Raw genomic sequence first — 26,599 nt, 5'->3', positions numbered from 1 at the left:
TGCCGGGGCCCGCCCCGGTCACCGTGTCCGGCCCGGCGGGGGCCGCGCCGGCGGCGTCCGCGACGGCCGAGGCGGTGGGGCCGGTGGTGTCGGGGGTGTGCGGGTCGGCGGGCCGACCGGCCGGGTGCGGGCCGGCGGCGGCCAGCAGGCGGGCCGCGAGGGTGTGCAGGCCCTCGGTGTCCAGGGTGGCGCGGTGGGCCACCAGCACGAGATCGGCGGCGCCGTCGGCGTACCGCAGGAGCACCGCCCGCGCCGGGGTGTCCTGGTGGGCGGGCAGCGGGCGGGCGAGTTCGCGCGCGCGCCACCGCTCGGCGGCGGGCTCGTCGGCCCCGCACGGCACCCGCTCGGTCCACAGCCGTACGGCTCCGGACGAGGCCGTCGCAGCGTCGAGGGCGGCGGGCGGCCCCCCGGCGAGGCGCACGCGCAGTGCGTGGCACGACGGGCCGGCTGCGGCACGGTCGCTGTCCGGGGCCCGCTCGCCGGTACGGGCGGCGGCGGAGTGCGGCTCCGGCGCGGGCGGTGCGACGGCGTCCTGGTGTGAGATCGACACGACTGGGTCCCCTAGGCGTGGTTGTGATGGCTCAGCGGGTGGTGAAGCCGCCGTCGACGGTCAGCACGGAGCCGGTCACCTGCCGGGACTCGTCGGAGGCCAGCCAGAGCGCGGCACCCGCCACGTCCTCCGGCTCGATCAGCGCGTTCATCGGCTGCGACTGGACGAAGGCCTGCTCGTGCTCGCCGACCGGCAGTTGCAGCGACCGGGCGATCTCGGTGAGCATCCGGCCCTCGGCCCGGCTGTCGTCCCGGATCGATCCGGGGCACAGGGCGTTGACGCGCACCTTCAGCGGCGCGTAGTCCAGCGCGGCCGCCCGGGTCAGCCCGATCAGGCCGTGCTTGGAGGCGGTGTACCCGGCGAAGTGGCGGTAGCCCACCAGACCGGCGGTGGAGGCGACGTTGACGATGCTGCCCGAGCGCCGCGCGACCATGTGCGGGGCGACCAGCGAGATCATGCGCCAGGCGCCGGACAGGTTGACGTCGATCATCACCTGCCACTCGTCCTCGGTGGTCTCGTGGGTGGTCCGGCCCGACGGCGCGACGATGCCCGCGTTGTTGACGAGGACGTCGATCGCGCCGAACCGGTCGAGCGTCTCGCCGACGGCCGCGCGCAGGGCGGCGCCGTCGCGGATGTCGGCGGCCGCCGTGAGCACGGCGGAGCCCTGCTCACGGCAGAGCCGCGCGGTGTGGTCCAGCTGGCTGACCGTGCCGAGCGGGTAGGGCACGCCGTCCACGTCGCCGCAGACGTCGAGCAGGGCGAGGTCGGCGCCCTCCCGGCTGAACGCCAGCGCGCAGGCACGGCCGACGCCGCGCGCGGCTCCCGTCACGACGACGGTCTTTCCTTGCAGGCGCACCGGAACTCCTCAGATACGGTCGGGGTGGACGTCGGCGAGCACGTCGATCAGGCCCTCGGGGTTGTCGATCAGGTACATGTGGCCGCCCTCGACCTCCACGAAGTGGAACTCGCCGCTGGTGGCCTTGGACCACTCCATGGCCTGCTCGGTGGTCACCAGGGTGTCGGTGGTGCCGCGCACCGAGACGATCGGCACGGACAGCGGTGCGTCGGAGGAGGGGACGTAGCTCTCGTGCATCTCCACGTCGGCGCGGAGCGTGGGCAGCAGCAGTTCGCGCATCTCCGGGTCCTCCAGCGCGTCGTGCCGGTAGCCGGCGAACTCCTTGACCCGGTCGAGGAACTGGTCGTCGTCGAGTCCGCTCGCCCCGTTCTCGCGCTTCGTCCACGGTCCCGGGGAGCCGCTGACGACGAGCGCCGCCAGGTCGACGCCGTCGGTCGCGGCCAGCCCGTGGGCGATCTCGTACGACAGCACCGCGCCGAGGCTGTGGCCGAACAGGACGACCGGGCCGGCACCCCGGACCCGCTCCAGCACCTCGGGCAGCAGCCCGTCGGCGGCCTCGACGGCGTTGCGGTACGGCTCCTCGGCGAACCGCTGTTCGCGGCCCGGGAGTTGCACGGCGGCCAGCTCGAACCGGTCCTGGGCGAGCGGCACCCAGGGGCGGAAGACCGAGGCACCGGCCCCGGCGAACGGCACGCAGAGCACGACCGTCTTCGACATGGTGATTCCTTTTCTGGGCTGAGGGTCAGGCGTGGTCCGCACGAACGGAGGGGGCCAGCTTCTTCGCCAGCACCGCCCCCATCTCGGCGAGCGGCTCGGGCCGCATCAGGTCGTTGTGGGAGGCGGCGACGGAGTGGACCTCCAGGTCCCCGCCGACGTGGTCGCGCCAGTGGCCGGGGTCACCGACCGGGTCGACGGTCGCGGCGAACATCACCGCGCCGGCCCGGCAGCGCCCGGTGGGCGCGGCACCGTCGATGCGGAAGCTGTTGGCCATCACGTGCTGCAGCCGCCGCAGCTGGTCGGCCGTCAGGCCGGCCAGGTCCTTCCCCGCGGAGCGCACCGCCGCCATGACCGAGTCGACGTCGACCGGTCCGTCGACGTCGGCCGCGTCGAGGCCGGCCGCGGTGAGGACGCCGTCGAGGAACTCCCGTTCCGAGAAGCGCGCCTCGGGGTCGGCCTCGGCGTTCGGGTAGGCGTCCAGCAGGGCGAGCAGCTCCACCTCCTGCCCGTCGGCCTCCAGGCGGGCCGCCATGGCGTGGGCGATCCGGCCGCCCAGCGACCAGCCGAGGAGCCGGTAGGGGCCCTCCGGCTGGACCGCGCGGACGCGGGCCACGTAGTCGTCCGCCATCTCCCCGAGGGTGCCGGGAAGCGGTCCTTCACCGTCGAGTCCGACCGCCTGGAGGCCGTACAGGGCGACCTCCGCGGGCAGGTGCTCGGCGAGGGAGGCGTACGGCCAGCTCAGTCCGCCGAGCGGGTGGACGCAGAACAGCGGGGTGCCCGTGCCGGGGCGCAGGGTCAGCAGCGGAGCGGTCGGCCCGGCCGTGGCGTCCTGGCCGAGGCGGCCTGCGAGGGCCGCCACCGTCGGCGCCTCGAAGACCGACACCACCGACAGCTCCGCGCCGAGCCGGTCGCGGACCCGGCTGATGAGCTTGGTCGCGAGCAGCGAATGGCCCCCGAGGTCGAAGAAGTTGTCGTCGATGTGGACCGTGTCGCGGCCGAGGAGCCCGGCGAAGATCTCGCACAGGGCCGCCTCGGTCGCGTCGCGCGGGGCCCGGCCGGGCCGGCGGTCGAGCAGGCGCGGGGCCGGGAGGGCCTTCTTGTCGACCTTGCCGTTCGGGGTGACCGGCACGGCGTCGATGACGGCGTAGTGCACGGGCACCATGTGGGCGGGCAGCAGGCCGGCGAGGTGGTCGCGCAGCTCCTCCGGGTCGACGGGCGCGGCGGGCTCGGCCGCGGTGACGTACGCCGCGAGGCGCGTGTCGCCCGAGGGGTCCCGGAGCGCGGTCACCACGGCGCTGCCGACCCGGGCGTGCCGGGTGAGCGCGTGCTCGATCTCGCCGAGCTCGATGCGCTGCCCGCGGATCTTCACCTGGTCGTCGGTGCGGCCGAGGTACTCGATCACTCCGTCCCGGGTGACGCGGGCCAGGTCGCCGGTGCGGTAGAGCCGGGAGCCGGGCGGGCCGTACGGGTCGGCCACGAACCGCTCCGCCGTCAGGTCCGGACGGTTCAGGTAGCCGTGCGCGAGCTGCACGCCGCCGAGGTACAGTTCGCCGCTGCTGCCGGCCGGGACCGGGCCGAGCGCGGCGTCCAGCACATACGTCCGGGTGTTCCAGACGGGCCTGCCGATCGGGACGTTCGCGCTGTCCGGCCGGGCGGCGCAGTCCCAGGCTGTGACGTCGACGGACGCCTCGGTCGGCCCGTAGAGGTTGTGCAGTTCCACCCCGCCGAGCAGGGCCCGGAACCGGTCGCGCAGACCGGCGGGCAGGGCCTCGCCGCTGCACAGCACGCGGCGCAGGCCGGTGCAGCGGGCGGCCTCGGGCTCGGCGAGGAACACCTCCAGCATCGACGGCACGAAGTGGACCGTGGTGACGGCCGCCTCCTGGATGAGACGGGCGAGGTAGGCGGCGTCCCGGTGGCCCCCGGGCCGTGCGGCGACCTGGACCGAGCCGGTCACCAGCGGCCAGAAGAACTCCCAGACGGAGACGTCGAATCCGGACGGCGTCTTCTGCAGCACGCGGTCGTCCGCGCCGATGCGGTAGGTGTCCTGCATCCACAGCAGGCGGTTGACGATGCCCCGGTGGGGGACGACGACGCCCTTGGGGCGGCCGGTCGAGCCGGACGTGTAGATGACGTAGGCGGGCGAGTCCGGCAGCGGTCCCGGCAGCGCCCGGGTCTCCTCGGCGGACACGGCGGCCAGTTCCCAGTCGGTGCCGAGGTCGTCGAGCACGACCAGGGAGCGGACGGTGCCCTTGACGGCCCCGGGCAGGTCGCGCAGCGCCCGGGAGGTGGTGAGCAGGACGGCGGGGCGGGCGTCGCCGAGGACGTAGGCGATCCGCTCGGCCGGGTAGTCGGTCTCCACCGGCAGATAGGCGGCACCCGCCTTGAGCGCGGCGAGCAGGGCGACCGTCAGGCCCGCCGAGCGCGGCACGGCGACCGCGACCACGTCGCCGCGGCGCACGCCGCGGGCGGCGAGCAGCGCGGCCAGCCGGGAGGAGCGGTCGTCGAGCTCGGCGTAGCTGAGCTCGCCGTCCTCACCGGTCACCGCCGGCCGGTCCGGGGTGCTCGCCGCCTGGGCGGCGAAGAGCCCGGCGAGGGTCTCCGGCGCGAAGCCGGACTCCGTCACCGCGGGCAGTTCGAGGCGGCGGGCGGTGTCGTTGAGGCCGGTGACCAGCCGCTCGCGCTCGGCCGGGTCGAGGATGTCGATCCGGGTGAGCGGTGTCGCCGGTTCGGCCACGGCGGTGGTGAGCAGCCGGACGAGCCGTTCGCCGACGAGTCTCACGGTGCCGGCGTCGAACAGGTCGGCGCTGTACTCGAGGGAGACGTCGATGCCGGCCGGGGCGCCGTCGAGGTCGGTGCGTTCGACGAAGTTGAAGCCGAGGTCGAACTTGGCGGCGGAGGTCTCCCCGTCGATCGGGCGGGCGGTGAGGCCCGGCAGGTCCAGGGTGGCGACGGCGTTGTTCTGCAGGACGATCATCACCTGGAACAGCGGGTGCCTGGACAGCGACCTGGCGGGCTGCACCGCGTGCACCAACTGCTCGAACGGCAGGTCCTGATGGGCGTACGCCGCAAGGTCCGTCACCCGGACCCGCTCCACCAGCTCCCGGAACCCCGGGTCACCGGAGACGTCGGTGCGCAGCACCAGCGTGTTCACGAAGAACCCGACCAGGTCGTCCAGCGCCGCGTCCGTGCGGCCCGCGATGGCCGTGCCCAGCGGCACGTCCGTTCCCGCGCCCAGCCGGGACAGCAGCCCCGCCACACCCGCCTGCAACACCATGAACAGCGACGACCGGGTGGAGCTCGCCAGGTCGGTCAGGTCGCGGTGGAGTCCGGCGCCGAGTTCGACCGACACCGTGCCGCCGCGGTACGACGCCACGGCCGGGCGGGAACGGTCCACCGGGAGGCTCAGCTCGTCCGGCAGCCCCTTCAGCGCCTCGCGCCAGTACGCCAGCTGCGCCGCGATCGGCGAGTCCGCGTCGTCCTCACCGCCGAGTACGTCCCGCTGCCACAGCGCGTAGTCCGCGTACTGCACCGGCAGCGGCTCCCAGTCCGGCGCCGAGCCCGCGAGCCGCGCCCGGTAGGCGAGGGCCAGGTCGCGTCCGAGCGGGGCCTGGGACCAGCCGTCGCCGGCGATGTGGTGCGTCACGACGCACAGCACGTGCTCGGTCTCCGAGACCCGGAGCAGTGACGCCCGCACCGGCAGGTCCACCGCCAGGTCGAACCCGGCCGACGCGGACGCCTCCAGTGCCGCCCGCAGACCCTCCTCGGTCACGTCGGCGACCTCGACGGGCACGGTGGCCTCCGCGGCCGGCAGGACCCGCTGCCACGGTTCGCCGTCGGTCTCGGGGAACACGGTGCGCAGCGCCTCGTGCCGGGCGACCACGTCGTGGAACGCGGCGGTGAGCGCCGCCACGTCCAGCGCCCCGGAGAGCCGTACCGCCACCGGCACGTTGTAGGTGCCGCTCGGTCCCTCCATGCGGTTCAGGAACCACAGCCGCCGCTGCGCGAAGGCCAGGGGCACCCGTTCCGGACGGTCCGGCACCGGGCGCACGGGCGGACGGCCGCCCGTCGACGAGGCGACGACCCGCTCGGCGAGCGCCGCCACCGTCTGCGCGTCGAAGATGTCGCGGAACGGCAGCTCGATGCCGAAGGTGGAGCGGACCCGGCTGACCAGCCGGGTGGCGAGCAGCGAGTGGCCGCCCAGGTCGAAGAAGCTGTCGTCGATGCCGGTGACCGGCTTGCCGAGGAGCTCGGCGAAGAGCCCGCACAGGGTCTGCTCGATGTCGTTGCGCGGGGCGCGTGACGTGCTCCGGTGGGGCTCGGGCAGGGCCGCGCGGTCGATCCGGCCGTCATCGGTGCGCGGGAAGGCCTCCAGCGCCAGATAGTGGGCGGGGACCGCGTACTCGGGGAGGGCCGCGGCGGCGTGGGCGCGCAGTGTCCCGGCGTCCGCCGGGGCCGCCGCGTCGGCGGGGACGTGGTGGGCGACCAGCACGGTCGCTCCGCCGGGGCCCGGGCGGGCGGTCACCAGTGCGGCGCCGACGGCCGGGTGGGCGGTCAGGACCCGCTCGACCTCGCCCGGGTCGACCGGGCGGCCGCCGACGGTGACGCGGCCGTCGGTGCGGCCGAGGAGTTCCACCGTGCCGTCCCGGGTGATGCGGGCCAGGTCGCCGGTGCGGTGGAGCCGGGAGCCGGGCGGGCCGAACGGGTCGGCCACGAACCGCTCCGCCGTCAGGTCCGGACGGTTCAGGTAGCCGTGCGCCAGCTGCACGCCGCCGACGTACAGTTCGCCGCTGCTGCCGGCCGGCAGCGGGGCGAGGTGGTCGTCGAGGACGTACACCCGGGTGTTGCGGACCGGCCGGCCGGCCGGCGGGTGGGCGGTGGCGGTGCCGGTGGCTCCGTCCCAGGCCAGGACGTCGAACGACGCCTCCGTGGGGCCGTGCAGCACCGTCAGTTCCGCTCCGGGCGACAGCGCCCGGAACCGGTCGGGCAGGCCGGCCGGCAGCGGTTCGCCGCCGCACAGCACGCGGCGCAGCCCAGTGCGGTGGGCGGCCTCGGGCCCGGCGAGGAACACCTCCAGTTCCGAGGGCGCGAAGTGGGCCGTGGTCACGCCGGCGCGGCTGATGAGCCGGGCCAGGCGGACCGGGTCGCGGTGGCTGCCGGGCGCGGCGACCACCTGGGTGGCACCGGCGGCCAGCGGGGCGAACTGCTCCCACACGGAGACGTCGAGGTCCTCGGGTGCCTTGTGCAGCACCCGGTCGCCGGAGCCGAGGCGGTGGGCGTCGCGCATCCACAGCAGCCGGTTCACGATGCCCCGGTGCGGCAGGAGGACGCTCTCCCCGCCGGGCGTGCGGAGGAGGTAGGCGGGCGAGTCGGGCAGCGGGCCGGGCAGTTCCCGGTCCGGTTCGGCGGACACGGCCAGGGCGTCGTCGACCAGGACGGGTGCGGTGACGGTCCCGGGCAGTGCGGACACGGTGTCCCGCGTGGTGAGGACGGCGGCGGGCGCGGCCTCGCCGAGGAGGCGGGCGATCCGCCCGGGCGGGTCCTCCGGCCGGACCGGCAGGCAGACCGCGCCGGCCCGCAGCACCGCGAGGTGCGCGACGGTCAGGGCCGCCGAGCGCGGCACGGCGACCGCGACCACGTCGCCGCGGCGCACACCGCGGTCCGCCAGCAGCGCGGCGAGCCGTGCGGAGCGTTCGCCGAGTTCGGCGTAGCTCAGCTCGCCGTCCTCGGCGACGACGGCCGGATGGTCCGGGGCGGCCGCCGTGCGGGCCGCGAAGAGCCCGGGGAGGGTGTCGGAGGGCTCGGGGCCGTCGGCCTGCCCGATGCCGGGCCTGCCGGTCAGCAACTGCTGCCACTCGCGCGGTTCGAGCAGGTCGAGACCGCTCAGCGGCATGGCGGGGTCGGCGACGGCCAGCGTGAGCATGCGCACCAGGCGCCTGCCCAGGACGGCGACCGTGTCGGCGTCGAAGAGGTCGGCGCTGTACTCCACCGTCACCTCGACACCGGCGGGTCCGCCCATGTCGTCCTTGCGCTCCACGAAGTTGAAGCCGAGGTCGAACTTCGCGGCGCCGATGTCCCCGTCGATCGGGCGGGCGGTGAGGCCCGGCAGGTCGAGGGTGGCGACGGCGTTGTTCTGCAGGACGATCATCACCTGGAACAGCGGGTGCCTGGACAGCGACCTGGCGGGCTGCACCGCGTGCACCAACTGCTCGAACGGCAGGTCCTGATGGGCGTACGCCGCCAGGTCCGTCACCCGGACCCGCTCCACCAGCTCCCGGAACCCCGGGTCACCGGAGACGTCGGTGCGCAGCACCAGCGTGTTCACGAAGAACCCGACGAGATCGTCCAGCGCCGCGTCCGTACGGCCCGCGATGGCCGTGCCCAGCGGCACGTCCGTTCCCGCGCCCAGCCGGGACAGCAGCCCCGCCACACCCGCCTGCAACACCATGAACAGCGACGACCGCGTCGCTCGCGCGAGCCCCACCAGGTCCCGGTGCAGCCGCGCGCCCAGTTCGACCGACACCGTGCCGCCGCGGTACGACGCCACGGCCGGGCGGGAACGGTCCACCGGAAGGCTCAGCTCGTCCGGCAGCCCCTTCAGCGCCTCGCGCCAGTACGCCAGCTGCGCCGCGATCGGCGAGTCCGCGTCGTCCTCACCGCCGAGTACGTCCCGCTGCCACAGCGCGTAGTCCGCGTACTGCACCGGCAGCGGCTCCCAGTCCGGCGCCGAGCCCGCGAGCCGCGCCCGGTAGGCCAGCCCCAGATCACGCGCCAACGGCGCCTGCGACCAACCGTCGCCGGCGATGTGGTGCACCACGACGCACAGCACGTGCTCGGTCTCCGAGACCCGGAACAGCGTCGCCCGCACCGGCAGGTCCACCGCCAGGTCGAACCCGGCCGAGGCCGCCGACCCGAGCGCCGCGCGCAGCCCCTCCTCGGTCACCTCCACGACCCCGAGCGGCAGATCCGCCTCGGCGAGCGGCACGACCCGCTGCCAGGGCTGCCCGTCCACGTCCGGGAACACCGTGCGCAGCGACTCGTGCCGCCCCACGACGTCCCGCAGCGCGGACCGCAGCGCGGGCACGTCCAGCGTGCCCGTCAGCCGCACCGCCAGCGGGATGTTGTAGGTGCCGCTCGGTCCCTCCATGCGGCCCAGGAACCACAGCCGTCGCTGCGCGAACGACAGCGGCACCCGTTCCGGGCGCTCCCCCGCCGCGCGCACGGGCGGACGGCCGCCCGTCGACGAGCGGGTCACACGCTCGGCGAGCGCCGCCACGGTCTGCGCGTCGAACAGGGCGCGGACGGGGAGTTCGATGTCGAAGACGCTGCGGACCCGGCTGACCAGCCGGGTGGCGAGCAGCGAGTGGCCGCCCAGGTCGAAGAAGTTGTCGTCGATGGAGACCGAGGGCACGCCGAGGGCCTCGGCGAACAGTCCGCAGAGCACTTCCTCGTGCGGGGTCCGCGGGGCCCGTCCCCCGCCGGAGACGACGGTCAGGTCCGACACCGACGTGCCGCCCGTGTCGCCGCCGGCGCTCCGCGCGCCGGCCGGCCGCACCTCGGGCACGGTGACCGACGCCAGCACCTCGGTCACCGGCCGGGTGTCGTCGTCGGCGACGGCCGTCAGCAGCCGCTCCAGCTCGGTCAGCAGCGCGCCGGCGGTCTCGGCGGTGAACAGGCCGCCCTGGTGACCGAGCCGGAGCTGCACACGCTCGCCGGGTACGACGATCAGCGTCAGCGGGTAGTGGGTGGCGTCGTCGCCGGAGACACCGGTCACGGTGAGGTCGCCGATGGACGACTGGAGCGAGTCCGCGTCCACCGGGTAGCTCTCGAAGGCGACGAGGCTGTCGAAGAGGCGGCCGTGTCCCGCCGCGCGCTGCACCTCGGTCAGGCCGATGTAGTGGTGGTCCAGCAGGGCGGACTGCTCGTCCTGGACCCGCAGCAGCAGCGCGCGCAGGGTCTCGCCGGGCGCGAGCCGGACGCGCACCGGCACGGTGTTGATGAACAGGCCCACCATGGTCTCGACGCCGTCGAGCTCCGGCGGGCGCCCGGAGACCGTCGCGCCGAAGACGACGTCGTCGCTGCCGGTGAGCCGGGCCAGCAGCAGGCCCCAGGCCGTCTGCACCGCGGTGTTGACGGTGATGCCGAGCCGTCGGGCGAGCGCGGTCAGGCGCGCGCTCGGCCCGGCCGGCAGGTCGGTGACGACGCGGCCCGGCAGCGCGTCGAGGGTGTCGTCGGCGTCGGGGGCGACCAGGGTGGCGCCCGGCAGGCCGTCGAGCGCGGACCGCCAGGCCTTCAGTCCCTGTTCCTTGTCCTGCCGGCGCAGCCAGGCCAGGTACAGCTTGAAGGGCGCGGCGGGCGGCAGGGCGGAGGCGTCGCCGCGCGCGCCGTACAGCGCGAACAGCTCGCCGAGCACGATCGGCATGGACCAGCCGTCGAGCAGGATGTGGTGGCAGGCGAACATCAGCCGCCAGCCGTCCTCCGCCAGCCGCACCACGGTGAAGCGCAGCAGCGGCGGCCTGGTGAGGTCGAAGCGCACGGCCCGCTCGGCGGCGTCCAGTTCGGCCAGGCGTGCCGCCCGCTCCGGCTCGCCGAGCGCGGACAGGTCGTGCACGACGACGGGGGTGTCGAAGGAGCGCGGCACGACGCTGACCGGCCGGCTGAGGTTCTCCGAGAGGAACCCGGCCCGCAGGTTGCCGCGCCGGACCAGCAGCGCGCGCACCGCGTCGCGGAAGACGTCCAGGTCGAAGGGGCCCTCGAAGTCGATGGCCAGCCGCACGGTGTAGACGTCGAGGGCGGCCTCGTCGTAGGTGGCGTGGAAGAGCATCCCTTCCTGCAGTGGTGCCAGGGGAAGGATGTCCTCGAAGAGGTCGTTGCTGGTCACTGGGTCTTCCTCCACTCTGCTTCCAGCACCCCGAGGTCGTCGAGTTCGAGGTCGATCAGTGACAGGTCCGAGGGGGTGAGGCCGGCGGGCCGCTCCTCGGCGGCGTGCTCGGCGAGCGCGGTCAGCGCGCGGAACCAGCCGTCGGCCAGGGCGCGCACTTCGTCGGGCTCCAGCAGGCGGCGCGGCCAGGTCCAGTTGGCGACCAGCCGTGGCCCGGCGGGGCCGTCCTCGACGACGACGTTGAGGGAGACCGCGTGCGGGGCCGGCATGTCCGGGTCGCCGCCGCCCAGTTCGCGCAGCACCTCGCCGTCGGCCGACATGCTCCAGTCGTCGCCGCCGGACGCGTCGGCGACCACCGTGCGGCCCAGGTAGTTGAAGCCGAACTGGGGCTGCCCGCAGGCGGCCAGCTCGTCGCGGGTGCGCGGGTTGAGGTGGCGCAGCAGGCCGTACCCGACGCCCTCGTCGGGCAGCTCGCGCAGGGTCTCCTTGACCCGGGAGAGGGCCTTGTGCAGGGCGCCGGGGCTGGTGAACACCTGGCCCCAGGAGACCGGGCCGAGGTCGAGGCGCACCGGGGCGAGGCTGGTGAACCAGCCGACGGTCCGGGAGACGTCGAGGTCGTGGCCGGGCGGTATCTGCCGGCCGTGCCGTTCGACGTCGACCAGGACGGCGGTGCCGGCACCGAGTCCGCGCCGTCTGCGCCAGTCGGCGACCGCCAGGGCGAACGCCGTCAGGAACACGTCCTCCACGCCGCAGCGCGCCGCGGCCGGCACGGCGGTCAGCAGCCGCTCGGTGACGTCCTCGGGCAGGGTGACGGCGAGTGCGCTCTGGGTGCCCATGGTGTCGCGGGCCGGGTCGCGCCGCTCGGCGGTCACCGGGACGTCCTCGTCGCTCAGCTGGTCCGCCCACCAGGCGACCTGTGCGGCGCGGGCGGGCTGGGCGGCGAGCTCGCCGAGCCACTGGGCCCACCGCCGCCACGCGGTGCCGACCGGTTCGAGCGCGGCCTCGGTGCCGGAAGCGGCGGCCTGCCAGGCGGCGGCCAGGTCGGGCACCAGGATCCGCCAGGACACCCCGTCGACGACCAGGTGGTGGGCGACCAGCAGCAGCCGGCCCGGGGCGTCCGCACCGGCGTCGAACCACACCGCGCGCACCATGTCGCCCCGCGTGGGCGCCAGGTCGCCGACGGCCCGCTCTGCGTGACGCGCGATCGCGGCGCGCAGCTCCTCGGGCCCGCATCCGGCGACGTCGACCCGGGTGACGCAGCCCGCGGCGTCCACCGCGCCGCGCGGCCGGACCTCGTACGACCACTCCCCCGCCGTGTCCGACAGTGTCAGCCGCAGCGCGTCGTGGTGGTCGAGGACGGTGCGCAGGGCCGTGGTCAGCGGCCGCAGGCCGAGACCGGCGGGCACCCGCAGCAGCACGGACTGGTGGAACCGTTCGGTACGGCCGCCGAGTTCGCGCAGCCAGTGGGTCATGGGGGTGAGCGGCACCTCGCCGATGCCGGCGTCCGGGTCCTGCTCGGGCAGGTCGTCCACGCTGCGGGCGACCGCCGCGAGACCGGCGACCGTCTTGTGCTCGAACACGTCCCGGGGCGTGATGACCAGTCCGCCCTTGCGGACCTCGCCGACCAGCTTGATGGAGACGATGCTGTCGCCGCCGAGTTCGAAGAAGCCGGCGTCGGCGCCCACCTCGGCCAGCCCCAGCACCTCGCGGAACGCCTCGGCGACGATCTTCTCCGCGTCGGTGGCCACCGCCCGGCCGCCGTCGCCGCCGCCGAACTCCGGGGCGGGCAGCGCCGCGTGGTCGAGCTTGCCGTTCACCGTCAGCGGCAGCGCGTCCACGACGACGACCGCCTGCGGCACCATGTACTCCGGCAGCCGCTCGGCCGTACGGGCGCGCACGCCCTCCGGGGCGCACTCCGCTTCGCCGTCGGGCACGACGTACGCCACCAGCTGCCGGACGCCGGGACGGTCCTCGCGGACCACGACGGCCGCCGCGTCCACTCCGGGGCAGCCCGACACCGCCGCCTCGATCTCGCCGAGCTCGATGCGGAAGCCGCGCAGCTTGACCTGGTCGTCCCGGCGGCCGACGAACTCGAGACCGCCGTCGGCCCGCCACCGCACCACGTCACCGGTGCGGTACAGCCGTTCGCCGGGCCCGCCGAAGGGGTCGGCGACGAACCGCTCCGCCGTCATCCCGGGCCGGCGCAGATAGCCGCGCGCCAGCCCGGTGCCCGCCACGTACAGCTCGCCCGCGACGCCGACGGGGCACAGGTTGAGCGCGCCGTCCAGGACGTACACGCGGGTGTTGGCGATGGGGCCGCCGATGGGCGGGGTGGCGGAGCCGTCGACCGGTGCGGACGCGGTGGCGCACACGGTGGTCTCGGTGGGGCCGTAGGCGTTGATCACCCGGCGGCCGGGCGCCCAGCGGGCCACCAGGTCGCGCGGGACGGCCTCCCCGGCGAGCACCAGGGTCAGGCCGGCGGGCGCGGCCTGAGGGTCGGCGCCGGACAGGGCGGTCGGGGTGAGGGTGGCGTGGGTGACCCCCCGCTCGCGCAGGAAGCCGGTGAGGGCGTCGCCGAGGAGCGGCCCTTCGGCGGGGGCGAGGACCAGGGTGGCGCCGTTGAGCAGGGCCATCACCGTCTCCCAGGCGGCGGCGTCGAAGCTGGGCGCGGCGAACTGCCCGACCCGGCTGTCCGCGGTCACGCCCAGGTGGTCGGCCTGCCAGGCCGCCAGACTGCCCAGTCCGCGGTGTCCGACGACGACGCCCTTGGGACGTCCGGTGGAGCCGGAGGTGTAGATGACGTAGGCGGGGTGGCCGGCGAGCAGCGGGGCCCGCCGGTCGGCGTCGGTGACCTCGGCGCCGGAGTGCCGGGCGAGTGCCTCGACGACGTCGGGACTGTCCAGGAACACCGGTTCGGCGATCTCGTCCGGGAGCCGGTCCGCCAGCCCGGTCAGGGTGACCACGAGCACCGGGTCGCCGTCGGTGAGCATGTACTCGATGCGGTCGGCGGGGTGGTTCGGGTCGACCGGCACGTAGGCGGCGCCGGCGGTCGTCACCGCGAGCAGGGCGGTGGTGAGTTCCACGGAGCGCGGCAGGACCAGCGCGACCCGGTCCTCCGGGCCGGCTCCGTGCTCGATCAGCAGCCGGGCCAGGCGGTTGACCCGGTCGGACAGCGTGGCGTAGTCGAGCTCGCCCGCCTCGCCGACGACGGCCGGGCGGGTGGCGTGGGCGGCGGCCCGGGCGGCGAACAGCTCCGGGACGGTGCCGGCGGGCACCGGCCGGCGGGTGTCGTTCCAGCCGGTCAGCAGTTGGGCGCGCTGCGCGGGCGGCAGGATCTCCAGGGTGCGCACCGGGCGGGCGGGGTCGGCGACGGCGGCCCGCAGCAGCGCCACCAGGTGGGCGGCGAAACGCTCCGCGCTGCTCCGGTCGAACAGGTCGGTGGCGTAGTTCAGCAGTCCGGAGATGCCGCCGCCCGCGGTGTCCTCGACCAGGGTGAGTTCCAGGTCGACCTTGGCGACCGGCAGCGGCATCTCGTGCGGGGTGACCGTGAGGCCGGGCAGCTCGACCTCGCGCAGGTCGTTGTTCTGGTAGGCGAGGATCACCTGGAACAGCGGGTTGTGCGACAGCGAGCGGTCGGCGCCGACCAGGTCGACCAGCCGCTCGAACGGCAGGTCCTGGTGGGCGTAGGCCTCCAGCGCCACCGTGCGGGCCCGCCGCAGCAGTTCGGCGAAGCCCGGGTCGCCGGAGACGTCGGTGCGCAGCACCAGGGTGTTGACGAAGAAGCCGATCAGGTCGTCGGCCGCGGCGTCGGTGCGGCCGGCGACCGGGGTGCCGATCGGGATGTCGTCGCCGGCGCCGAGCCGGGACAGCAGCGCGGCCAGCGCGGCCTGGAACACCATGAACGGGGTGGTGTCGGTCTTCGCCGCCAACGCGCGCAGCCCGGCGGTGAGTGCGGGGTCGACGTGCACCGGTACGGCACCGCCGCCGTGGCCGGCGACCGCCGGGCGGGGCCGGTCCGTCGGCAGTTCGAGCTCCTGCGGCGCGCCCTTGAGCCGCTCGCTCCAGTAGGCGAGCTGGGTGGCGGCCGTGCTGTCGTCGGCCCGCTCGTCGCCGAGCAGTTCGCGCTGCCAGAGGGCGTAGTCGGCGTACTGCACCGGCAGCGGGCGCCAGTCGGGCGCGGAGCCCTCCAGGCGGGCGCGGTAGGCCGCCGACAGGTCACGGACCAGCGGCGCCTGGGACCAGCCGTCGCCGGCGATGTGGTGCACGACCGCGCAGAGCACGTGCTCGTCCGGGGCGAGGCGGAACAGCCAGGCGCGCACCGGCAGGTCGACGGCGAGGTCGAAACCCGCCGTGCCGGCCGCGTGCAGGGCCGCGGGCAGCCCGGCCTCGGCGACGTCGGAGACCTCGATGTCCACGACGGCGTGCCCGGCGGGCAGGACGTGCTGCCACGGCTCGCCGTCGGTGTCCGGGAACACGGTGCGCAGGGCCTCGTGCCGGGCGACGACATCGTTGAACGCGGCGGTCAGCGCGGCCGTGTCCAGGTCGCCGGTCAGGCGTACGGCGAAGGGGATGTTGTAGGTGGCGCTCGGCCCCTCCATGCGGTTGAGGAACCACAGCCTGCGCTGGGCGAAGGACAGCGGCACCCGCTGCGGCCGGTCCGCCGGGCGCAGCGCGGGCCGGGCGGCCGCCGGGGTGTCGGTGAGCCGGGCGGCGAGCGCGGCCACGGTCGGTTCCTCGAAGACGCGGCGGATGGGCAGTTCGACGCCGAGGACCGAGCGGACCCGGCTGACCAGCCGGGTGGCCAGCAGCGAGTGCCCGCCCCGCTCGAAGAAGTTGTCGTGCACGGAGACCGTGTCGAGGCCCAGCACCTCGGCGAACAGCCCGCACAGCAGTTCCTCGTGCGGGGTGCGCGGGCCGCGGGCGTCCTCCTCGGTGTGCTCGGGGGCGGGCAGCGCCCGCACGTCCAGCTTGCCGTTGGTGGTCAGCGGCAGCGCCTCCAGCTCGACCAGGGGCCGCGGCACCATGTACTCGGGCAGCCGCTCGGCCGCCCAGCGGCGCAGTTCCTCGGTGTCCAGGCGCGCGCCGGCGGCCGGGACGGCGTAGCCGACCAGGTGCCGCACCCCGGGCCGGTCCTCGCGGACCACGACGGCGGCCTGGCCGACGGCGTCGTGCCCGGCCAGTACGGCCTCGATCTCGCCGGGTTCGATGCGGAAGCCGCGCAGCTTCACCTGGTTGTCGCTGCGGCCCACGAACTCCAGCAGGCCGTCCTCGCGCCAGCGCACCACGTCGCCGGTGCAGTACAGCCGGGTGCCGGGGCCGCCGTAGGGGTCGGCGACGAACCGCTCGGCGGTCAGGTCGGCGCGGCCGACGTAGCCGCGGGCCAGTCCCACGCCGGCGACGTACAGTTCGCCCGCGACGCCGGGCGGGCACAGCCGCAGGGCGCTGTCGAGCACGAGGACGCGCTTGCCGTCCATGGGGCGGCCGATGGGCACGGATTCCGGTACGGATTCGCCGGGCGGCAGTGCGTGCGCGGCGGCCATGACGGTGACCTCGGTCGGCCCGTAGGCGTTGACCACGGTGAGGTCCGGGCAGGCGTCGAGGACCTGGCGCACGGACGCGGCGGGCAGCGCCTCGCCGCCGGTCCACACCTCGCGCAGCGGCCGGAGCACCTCGGGCGCCTCGGCGGCGATCAGCCGGAACAGTCCGGTGGTGAACAGCGTGGCGGTGATCCGGTCGCCGGCGAGCACCCGGCCGATGGTGGCGATGTCCAGGTCGCCGGGCGGGCCGACGACGAGGGTGGTGCCGTTCAGCAGCGGGATCCACATCTGGTACGTGGAGGCGTCGAAGGCGTGGGCCGACTGGAGCAGGACCCGCTCCTGCGAGCCGTTCGCGAACCGGCTGTCGGCGGCGAGGTCGCCGATACCGCGATGGGTGACGGCGACGCCCTTGGGCCGGCCGGTCGAGCCGGAGGTGTACATGATGTACGCGGTCCGGTCGGGGCCCGGCGGCATCGGGACGCCGCCCTCGGGCAGCGGGTGGTGGTCCGGCAGGTCGCCCTGCTCCAGGATGAGCGAGACGCCGCTGTCGGAGAGGATGTGCGCGCGCCGGGCGGGCGGCCAGCGGTGGTCGAGCGGTACGTACACGGCACCGGCGCGGACCACGCCGAGCACGGCGAGGACGTACTCGGCGGAGCGGTCCATGGCGATGCCGACGGGTTCCTCCGGGCGCACCCCGCGCTCGCGCAGCCAGGCGGCGATCCGCTCCACCCGGTCGGTGAGTTCCGCGTAGGTCAGCGAGAGGTCACCGCAGACCAGCGCCTGACGGTCGGGGGTCTCGGCGGCGCGCAGCGCCAGCAGTTCGGGCAGGGTGCGCGCCTCGGCGGGAGCGGGCGGCGGGCTCCACTCGTCCAGCAGCCGGGCGCGGGCGCCGGCGTCCAGCAGGTCGACGGCGCCCGCGGGGAGGGACGGGTCGGCGGTGAAGGCCTCGAGGACGGTGGTCAGCGCACGGCTGAAGCCTTCGACGCGGGCCTCGTCGAAGGCGTCGGCGCGGTAGGTGAAGCGCAGTTCGAGCGAGGTGCCGGGGATGACCATGAGGGCGAGCGGGTAGTGCGCGCCGTCGGTGGAGAAGGTCCCGGCGACCGTCAGCCCGCCGGGGAGGGTGAGAGCGGCGGGGTCGACGGGGAAGTTCTCCGTCACGGTGAGGGTGTCGAACAGGTCGCCGTGGCCGGCCGTGCGCTGGATCTCCGCGAGGCCGAGGAACTGGTGGGCCATCAGGGCGCGCTGCTCGTCCTGGAGCCGGCGGCACAGCGCGGCCAGCGGTTCGTCGCGGCGCAGGCGCACCCGTACCGGCACGGTGTTGAGGAACAGGCCGACCATGGTGTGCACGCCGGGGATCTCCGGCGGCCGGCCGGCGAGGGTCATGCCGAAGGTGACGTCGGTGCGGTCGGTCAGCCGGCCGAGCAGCAGGCCCCAGGCGGCGTGCACGACGGTGTTGAGGGTGAGGCCGAGTTCGCGCACGCGGCGGTTGAGCCGCTCGGTGGTCTCCGGCGACAGCCGGGCGGCGACCCTGCTGGGCAGCACCGAGGCGGAGCGGTCGTCGGACAGGGCGGCCAGCCGGGTCGGCCCGTCGAGTCCGGCGAGCGCCTCCTGCCAGGCCCGGCCCGCGGCGTCGCGGTCCTGCCGGGCGAGCCACGCCAGGTGGTAGCGGAACGGCGTCACCGCCGGCAGTGCGGACGCGTCACCGCCGGCCGCGTACAGCTCGAACAGTTCGCGCACCAGGACCGGCGCCGACCAGCCGTCCAGCAGGATGTGGTGGTTGGTGACCAGCAGCCGGTGCCGCCGCGGCGCGGTGCGCACCACGGTGAACCGCAGCAGGGGCGGGCGGTGCAGGTCGAAGCGGGCGGCCCGGTCCCGCTCGGTGACCTCGCGCAGCGCCGCGTCCCGCTCGTCCTCGGGCACGTCGGTCAGGTCGGCCTCCCGCCAGGGCAGGTCGACCTCCTTGGGGACGAACTGCAGGGGGCGCGCCCCGCCGTCCCGGAAGCCCGCGCGCAGGTTGCCGTGCCGCTGGAGCAGGGCGTGGGCGGCGGAGCGCAGGACGGGGACGTCGAGCGGGCCGTCGATGTCCATGCCGAGCTGCATGACGTAGACGTCCGGGCCGTCCTGCTCGTCGTACTGCGCGTGGAAGAGCAGTCCTTCCTGCAGCGGGGTCAGCGGCAGGACGGCTTCCAGCGACGAGGGCTCGGTGGTCATTGACTAAACGCTCCAATTCGATGCGAACTCGTCCAGCTCGTCCTGGGAGACCAGGGGGATGTCCCACTCGCTGCCGCCCTCGGGACCGTCCGGGCCTGTGGTGTCAGGTGCGGGCGTGGCCGCCGCGGCGATGGCCCGGACGGTGCGGTGGGCGAAGACGTCCTGCGCGGTCAGGGAGAGTCCCGCCGCCCGTGCCTTGCTGACCACCTGGATGGAGACGATGCTGTCGCCGCCCTGGCGGAAGAAGTCGTCGTCCGCGCCGACCCGGGGCAGCCCCAGCACCTCGGCGAAGATCCGGGCGATGGTCTCCTCCTCGGGGGTGGCGGGGGCGAGCTGCGAGGCGGAGGCGGCGTCCGGCGCGGGCAGCGCCCTCTGGTCGAGCTTGCCGTTCGGGGTGACCGGCAGCGCGTCCAGGACGACCAGCGCGGCGGGCACCATGTAGTCGGGCAGCCGCTCGGCGAGCGCGGCGTGCAGTGCGGTGACCAGGGCGCCGTCCTTGCGGCCGGCGAGCGGGTCGTTGGCGTACCGCTCCGGTGCCGGGCCGGGCAGGTACAGGTCCCGGTAGGCGGGCGGCGCGGCCGTGCCGTCCTCCGGTACGAACACGGCGTCCAGCCGTCCGTCGGCGGCCCCGGCCGTCCAGGTGACCAGCGCCCGGTAGCCGTTGCGGGCCCCGAGGTCGGTCAGCGCGGTGACGACGACGCCGTCCCGCACGGGGACGCCGTCGATCTCGGCGACCGCCACCAGGTCGGCCGCCAGCCGGGCGTTGGGGATGCCGGTGGCCCGCAGGGGGGTGGGGTACGCCTCGCGCAGGCGCTCGGACAGTCCCGTGAAGCCGCCCGCGTCGTCCCAGGAGACGGCCGGCGCCGCGGCGAGGGAGACCGCGCCCGCCGGGCGCTTGTGCAGCACCACGTCGTAGCGGTAGCGGCTCAGCTCGTTGTCGTACGCGCCCTGCTTGATCCGGACGTCGACGCCGCCGAAGCCGTCGAGGACGTCCGCGAGGGTGTCGAACAGTCCGGGGTCGACGAGCAGTTCGGTCTCCCGCTCGACCGCCCGGTCCACGGCCGAACGCGCCACGTCGGCGCTGTCGCCGGGGCTCTGGACCCGGTGGACGCCCGCACGCATGCAGCGCAGCAGCCTGAGGTCGCGGATGTCGCCGAGGAAGACGCGACCGGTGTCGCCGAGCAGGCCGAACGCCGTGCGGATGACGTCGGTCAGGTAGTCGACGCTCGGGAAGTACTGCGCCACGGAGTTGATGACGACGGTGTCGAACGTCCCGGCCGGCACCCCGTCCAGGCGGTGGGCGGGGGCGGCCGTGAACCGGGTCCGGCCGGCGAGCACCGGGTCGTCCGCGGTCTGGCGGCGCAGCGTCTCGATGACCGTGGCGGACAGGTCGGTGCCCCAGTACAGCTCCACGTGGGGCGCGACCGGAGCCATGATCAGGCCGGCGCCGACGCCGATCTCCAGCACGCGGCGCGGCTGCAGTTCCAGGATCCGCTCGACGGTGGCCGCCCGCCAGGCGCGCATCTCCTCCTCGGGCAGCACGGAGCCGTCGTAACTGCTCAGCCAGCCCGCGAAGTTCTCGCCGAGCGGCGGGCCGTCATCGACGGCCGCCCCGTACACCTCCTCGTTGATGACCTCCCACTGCTCGACCTGGTCGGTCTCCAGACCGGTGTCGCGGTCCTCGGCGGCCTCCTGGGCGGGCACCACGTAGCCGACCAGCCTGCGCTCACCGGGCCGGTCCTCGCGGATCACGACGGCCGCCGACGCCACCTGCGGCTGGTCGGTCAGCACGCCCGCGATCTCGTCCGGTTCCACCCGGAAGCCGCGCAGCTTGACCTGCTCGTCGGCGCGGCCGACGAACTCCAGCTGCCCGTCGGCGCGCCACCGCACGACGTCGCCGGTGCGGTACATCCGCTCCCCCGGCTCGCCGAACGGGGCGGGGACGAACCGTTCCGCGGTCAGGCCGGGCCGGCCCAGGTAGCCGCGGGCGAGTCCGCGCCCGGCCACGTACAGCTCGCCGTCGACGCCGGGCGGGACCGGGCCGAGCCGGGAGTCGAGCACGTACACCCGGGTGTTGGCGATCGGGGTGCCGATGGGCGGGACGGCGGCCTCGGTGAGCGGCTCGCTCATGGTCGCGCAGACCGTGGTCTCCGTGGGGCCGTAGGCGTTGATCATGCGGCGGCCGTGGGACCAGGTCCCGGCGAGTTCCGCCGGGCAGGCCTCTCCGGCGACCGTGAGGACCAGGTCCGCCGGCACGGCGGCCGGGTCCAGGCCGGTCAGCGCGACGGGCGGGATGGTGGCGTGGGTGACGCGGTACTCGGTCAGGAACCGGGCCAGGGCGTCGCCGAGCAGCAGGCCGGTGTCGACGGGCAGGACCAGCGTGGCGCCGCGGAGCAGGGCGATGCAGGTCTCGGAGACGGCCGCGTCGAAGCTCGGCGTGGCGTACTGCACGACCCTGCTGTCCCGCCGGACCGCGAACCGCTCGATCTGGGCGGCGGCGAGGTTGCCGATGCCGCGGTGGGTGACGACGACGCCCTTGGGCCGGCCGGTCGAGCCGGAGGTGTAGATGACGTAGGCGGCGTGGTCGGCCGAGACGGGCCTGATCCGTTCGCTGTCGGTGAGCCGGGTGTCGGGCCGGGCGGCGATCTCGGCCGCGGTGGCGGGGTCGTCGACCACCAGCCGGGGCCGGTCCCCGATCACCTCGGCGGCCGTCCCGTCGACCTCGGCGCAGGTCAGTGTCAGCGCGGGCGCGCAGTCGCCGGCCATGAAGGCGACCCGGTCGCGCGGGTAGGCGGGGTCGACGGGGACGAACGCGGCGCCCGCGGTGACCACGGCGAGCTGGGCCACGACCAGGTCGGCCGACTTCGGCATGACCAGCAGGACGCGGTCCTCCGCGCCGATGCCCCGCGCGACGAGCTGCCGGGCGAGCCGGTTGACCCGCGCCTCCAGGGCGGCGTACGACAGCTCCTCGGCGCCCGCGACCAGGGCGGTGGCCTCGGGCGTGCGGGCGACCTGGGCGGCGAACAGGGCGGGCAGGGTGTCGAGGTCGACGGCGCGCGCGGTGTCGTTGAAGTCGACGAGGACCCGCCGGCGCTCGTCGTCCCGGAGCACGTCCAGCTCGCTCAGCCGGGCCGCCGGCCGGGTGGTCGCCGCGTCCAGGAGCCGCACCAGCCGCTCGATGAGCGACTCGACGGTGGAGCGGTCGTACAGGTCGGTCGCGTACTCGACGGCGCAGACCATGTGGTCGGGCGTGTCGCCCTCGCCGCGCACCTCGCGGAAGTCGAAGAGCAGGTCGAGCTTGGCGGTGTGGGTGACGGCCGGCTCGATCCACGCCTCCAGTCCGGGCAGGTCCAGGGTCGGCGTCGCGTTGTTCTGGAAGCCGAGGCCGATCTGGATGAGCGGGTGGCGGCCCGCCGACCGCTCGGGGTTGACGGCCTCCACGAGCCGCTCGAACGGCAGGTCCTGGTTGGCGAAGGCCGCGAGGCCGTCCGCCCGCGCCGTGCCCAGCAGGTCCTCGAAGCGGGGGTCGCCGGTGAGGTCGGTGCGCATCACGAGGGTGTTGACGAGGAAGCCGACCAGGTCGTCCAGCGCCTCGTCGGTGCGGCCCGCGATGGAGATGCCGAGGGGGATGTCGTCCCCGGCGCCCAGCTTGCTCAGCAGCGCGGCCAGCGCCGTCTGCACGACCATGAACGGGCTGACGTCGAACTCGCGGGAGCAGCGCGTGAGGTGCTGGTACTGCTCGGGTGTGAGAGCGAAGCGCAGGGTCTCGCCGCGGTAGGAGGCGACGGCCGGCCGGGGCCGGTCGGTGGGCAGGGTGACCTCCTCCGGCAGCCCGGCCAGGTACCGCTTCCAGTGGGCGAGCTGACCGGAGATGGCGGAGCCCGGGTCGTCCTCGTCGCCGAGGATCGCGCGCTGCCACAGCGTGTAGTCCGCGTACTGCACCGGAAGCGGCCGCCAGTCGGGGGCCTTGCCCTGGCTGCGGGCGGTGTAGGCCGTCTCGAGGTCGCGGGTGAGGGGCACCAGGGACCAGCCGTCGCCGGCGATGTGGTGCACCGGCATGAGCAGCGCGTGCTCCTCGGGCGAGACGCGGAAGAGGTGGGCGCGCACGGGCGCCTCGGTGGCCAGGTCGAAGCCGATGCCGGCCCGCTCGGCCATGGCGTCGGCCAGGTCCTCGGCGGCGATCTCGGTGACGCCCATGACCGGGGTCGCCTCCGCCGCGGACAGGATGTGCTGGCGCGGGGTGCCGCCGGTGTCGGGGAAGACGGTGCGCAGGCTCTCGTGGCGGGCGACGACGTCGCCGATGGCGGCCTGCAGCGCCTCCTCGTCGAGCGAGCCGAGCAGCCGCACCACCAGCGGGATGTTGTACGTGCCGGCCCCGCCGTCGATCTTGTCGACGAACCACAGCCGCAGCTGGGCGAAGGACAGCGGGATCTCCTCCGGCTTGTCCATCACGGTGAGCGGGCGCCGGGCCTCGGGCACGTTGCCCGTGCCGGCCAGCCAGGCGATCAGCGCGGCCGGGGTGGGCTGCTCGAACACGGTGCGGATCGCCAGCTCCACGCCGAACGCGGCGCGGATGCGGCTGACGAGCCGGGTGGCGAGCAGCGAGTGGCCGCCCAGGTCGAAGAAGTTGTCGTCCAGGGAGACCGACGGCAGGCCGAGGATCTCCGCGAACAGGCCGCAGAAGATCTCCTCTTCGGGCGTGCGCGGGGCACGGCCGGAGCTGGTGGCGGCGACGTCGGGGGCGGGCAGCGCCCGCGTGTCGAGCTTGCCGTTGGTGGTCAGCGGGAGGGCGTCGAGCTGCACGAACCAGGACGGCACCATGTGGTCGGGCAGTTCGGCGGCGGCGTGCTTGCGCAGGGCGGCCGGCTCCAGTGCGCCGCCCTCGCCCCGGCCGCCGACGACGTAGGCCACCAGCCGCTTGTCGCCGGGGGTGTCCTCGCGGACGACGACCGCGGCCTGGCGCACGTCCGGGTGGCGCAGCACGGCGGACTCGATCTCGCCGGGCTCGATGCGGAACCCGCGGATCTTGACCTGGTGGTCGGAGCGGCCCAGGTACTCGAGGTTCGCGGAGCCGTCCTCGGCCCAGCGCACCACGTCACCGGAGCGGTACATGCGCTGTCCGGCCGGGCCGAAGGGATCGGCGACGAACCGGGCGGAGGTCAGGTCGGGGCGGCCGAGGTAGCCGTCGGCGACGCCGGGCCCGCTGACGTAGAGCTCGCCGGGGACTCCGGGCGGGGCCGGGCGCATCGCGCCGTCGAGGACGTACAGGCGCAGGTCGCGGATGCCGAGGCCGATCATGCTGCCGGTGCCGGCGGTCGCGTCGGAGGCGTTCAGCATGAGCTCGGTGGTGTGCACCGTGGTCTCGGTGATGCCGTACATGTTGACCAGTCGCGGCGCGTCCTCCTCGTGCCGCTCGTACCACTGCGCGAGCCGGCCGAACTCCAGGGCCTCGCCGCCGAAGACGACGAAGCGCAGGGCGAGTCCGGCGCCCGTCTCCGGTTCGTCGGCGTCGGCCTGGATGAGCTGGTAGAAGGCGGACGGGGTCTGGTTGAGCACGGTGACCCGTTCGCGGGCCAGCAGCCGCAGGAACTCGTGGGGCGAGCGGGTCACGTGGTGCGGCGGCACCAGCAGTCCGGCGCCGTGCAGCAGGGCGCCCCAGATCTCCCACACGGAGAAGTCGAAGGCGTAGGAGTGGAACAGCGCCCACACGTCGTCCGGGCCGAAGCCGCTCCAGTGGGCGGTCTGGTCGAGCAGCCGGATCACGTTCTGGTGGGCGACCACGACGCCCTTGGGGCGGCCGGTGGAGCCGGAGGTGTAGATGACGTAGGCCGCCTGGTGGGGCAGGAGCGGGCCGCCCCGTTCGCCGTCCTCGACGGGCGCGCCGGACAGCGCGGCCAGGGCGATGCGGGTGAACGCCTCGTCCAGCACGATCGTGGGGACGTCGCCCTCGGGGCGGGCCGCCAGGGTGTCCTGGTGGGCGGTGACCAGGGCGGTCGGGCGGGCGTCGCCGAGGATGTAGGCGGCCCGGTCGGCCGGGGAGTCGGGGTCGATCGGCAGGTAGGCAGCGCCGGCCTTGACCGTGGCGAGCAGCGCCACGGGCAGGTCCACCGAGCGGGGCATGGCGAGCGCGACGAGGTCGCCGCGCCGCACACCGCGCGAGATCAGCAGGCGGGCCAGCCGGTTGGAGCGCTCGTCGAGCTCCCGGTAGGTCAGGGTGCGGCGGTCGTCGCCGTCGAAGGCGATGACGGCCGTGTTGCCGGGGTGGGCGGCGGCCGCACCGGCGAAGCGTTCGGTCAGGGTCGACAGCACGGGCTCCGGCGTGGAGTCGACGCCGCCCCACTCGTTCACCAGGAGGGTCCGCAGCTCGTCGTCCACCGTGTCCAGCGCGCCGACCGGGCGGTGCGGGCGGGCGGCGAGTTCGCCGAGCAGCCGCATGAGGAGGCGGTGGTGGCGCTCGGCGGCGCCGGAGCGGTAGACGTCCGGGTTGGCCGTCATGTCGAACCGGAAGCCGCCGTCCGGCTCGGCCATCACGATCAGGGAGAAGTCGTCGTCCTGGCCGGCCGTCAGCGGGTGCAGGGTGGCGGGGATCCCGGCGAACTCCACGGAGGAGGACGCGACGTGCAGGTTGAGGCGCGGACCGAGCAGCCGGCCGTCGGAGCCGAGGAGCTTGAGGTCGCGGCGCAGGTCCTCGTAGCGGTACCGCTTGTGGCGGGACGCCGCGCGCATCCGCTGGTGGGCGTGGCGGACGAGTTCGGCCGCGGTCATCTCCGGCCGCACGTCCAGGCGTACGCCGATGACGTTGGAGACCATGCCGGGCACGGCGCGGCCCGCGGCGGTGGTGCGGGCGGCGACGGAGAGCGCGACGACCACGTCCGGGCTGCCGGTGATGCGGCTGGTGTACGCGGCGAGGGCGGCCAGTACGGCGGCCGGCCAGCCGACGCCTACCGAGCGGGCCACGTCACGGACGGCGTCCGCGGTGCCCGCCGGTACGCGCGCGCTGCCCCGCACCTGGTGGTCCGGCATCGCCGTCGGACGGTCACCGAGGCTCGCCACGGCCGGGGTGTCGGCGAACTGGGCGGTCCAGAAGTCCCGGTCGGCCTGGAAGGCGGCGGACCGCCGGTAGGCGGCCTCGTCGTCGATCAGGGTGCGCAGCGGTGGGAACGCGCCGTCGGAGGTGTCCTGCCCGGCGACGAGCCGGGTGTAGATCTCGGCGACGCGGGCGGCGACGAGGCTCGCGCCGGCGGCGTCCATCACCACGTGGTGGTAGCGGTAGTAGAACAGGGCGCGGTCGTCGGCGACCTTGAGGAGGGCGAACCGGTACAGGTGCTCCCCGCCCGGGTCCAGCGGCGTTTCGGCGTCGGCCCACATCCACGCCGAGGCCTCGTCCCGGGGCTGCTCGGCGGACGTGAAGTCGACGACCTCCACGGGCTGTTCGGCCCAGTCGCCGACGGGCTCGAGGACCTGCACCGGGCCGGTGCCGTCGTCGGTGACGCGGACCCGCAGCGCCTCCGTCTCCGTGACGGCCTGACGCATCGCGGACACGAACAGCCGCTCGTCCACGGCCCCTTCGATGTCCAGGTACAGGGCCGCGTTGAACGTGGCGTTCGGGCCGCTGAGGCTCTGCGCGTACCAGATTCCGGCCTGGCCGGCGGTCAGTGGCAGAACCGTGGCTGACGAGTCAGACATCTGTCCTCTGTTCTCTTCGGGCCGGGCCGATCCGGTGTTCGGCGGTCAGGGCGGTAAAGGCCGGCGCTCAGGCCTGTTGACTCAACGGATACACGATCGGGAAATCGCTGTCGCGGGCCGATGCAATTTCCGGAAACGCCCTCGCCGCCGGGGAATTCGTCTTC

5 protein-coding genes and 1 pseudogene are annotated in these 26,599 nt (G+C 74.8%); all 6 read right to left on the bottom strand.

Annotated elements, in window-relative coordinates; genetic code table 11:
• A pseudogene (locus BU52_RS29755) lies at positions 1-550 on the bottom strand (hypothetical protein); the annotation flags it as partial.
• A 31-nt stretch (positions 551-581) separates the two neighbouring features.
• Positions 582-1,406 carry a mycofactocin-coupled SDR family oxidoreductase gene (locus BU52_RS29750; RefSeq protein WP_037940310.1) on the bottom strand — a complete coding sequence of 275 codons (825 nt, stop codon included), beginning with the start codon at positions 1,404-1,406 and terminating at the stop codon, positions 582-584.
• A gap of 9 nt (positions 1,407-1,415) precedes the next feature.
• The gene (locus BU52_RS29745) at positions 1,416-2,123 is read right to left on the bottom strand and encodes a thioesterase II family protein (protein ID WP_037940309.1); all 708 of its coding nucleotides are present in this window, start codon (positions 2,121-2,123) and stop codon (positions 1,416-1,418) included.
• A 25-nt stretch (positions 2,124-2,148) separates the two neighbouring features.
• The gene (locus BU52_RS29740) at positions 2,149-11,001 is read right to left on the bottom strand and encodes a non-ribosomal peptide synthetase (protein ID WP_051858702.1); all 8,853 of its coding nucleotides are present in this window, start codon (positions 10,999-11,001) and stop codon (positions 2,149-2,151) included.
• Entirely contained in the window at positions 10,998-18,749 is a 7,752-nt protein-coding gene (locus BU52_RS32930) for a non-ribosomal peptide synthetase (RefSeq protein ID WP_051858701.1), read from the bottom strand. The genes BU52_RS29740 and BU52_RS32930 overlap by 4 nt, the downstream gene beginning before the upstream one ends.
• A gap of 3 nt (positions 18,750-18,752) precedes the next feature.
• The gene (locus BU52_RS32925; protein ID WP_051858700.1) at positions 18,753-26,435 is read right to left on the bottom strand and encodes a non-ribosomal peptide synthetase; all 7,683 of its coding nucleotides are present in this window, start codon (positions 26,433-26,435) and stop codon (positions 18,753-18,755) included.
• Positions 26,436-26,599: the final 164 nt, after the last annotated feature.

The organism is Streptomyces toyocaensis, from assembly GCF_000725125.1.
In the GTDB taxonomy this organism is placed as follows: Bacteria; Actinomycetota; Actinomycetes; order Streptomycetales; family Streptomycetaceae; genus Streptomyces; species Streptomyces toyocaensis.
The sequence above is the reverse complement of the archived record's forward strand: the minus strand, read 5'-3'. Positions and strand labels throughout refer to the sequence as shown.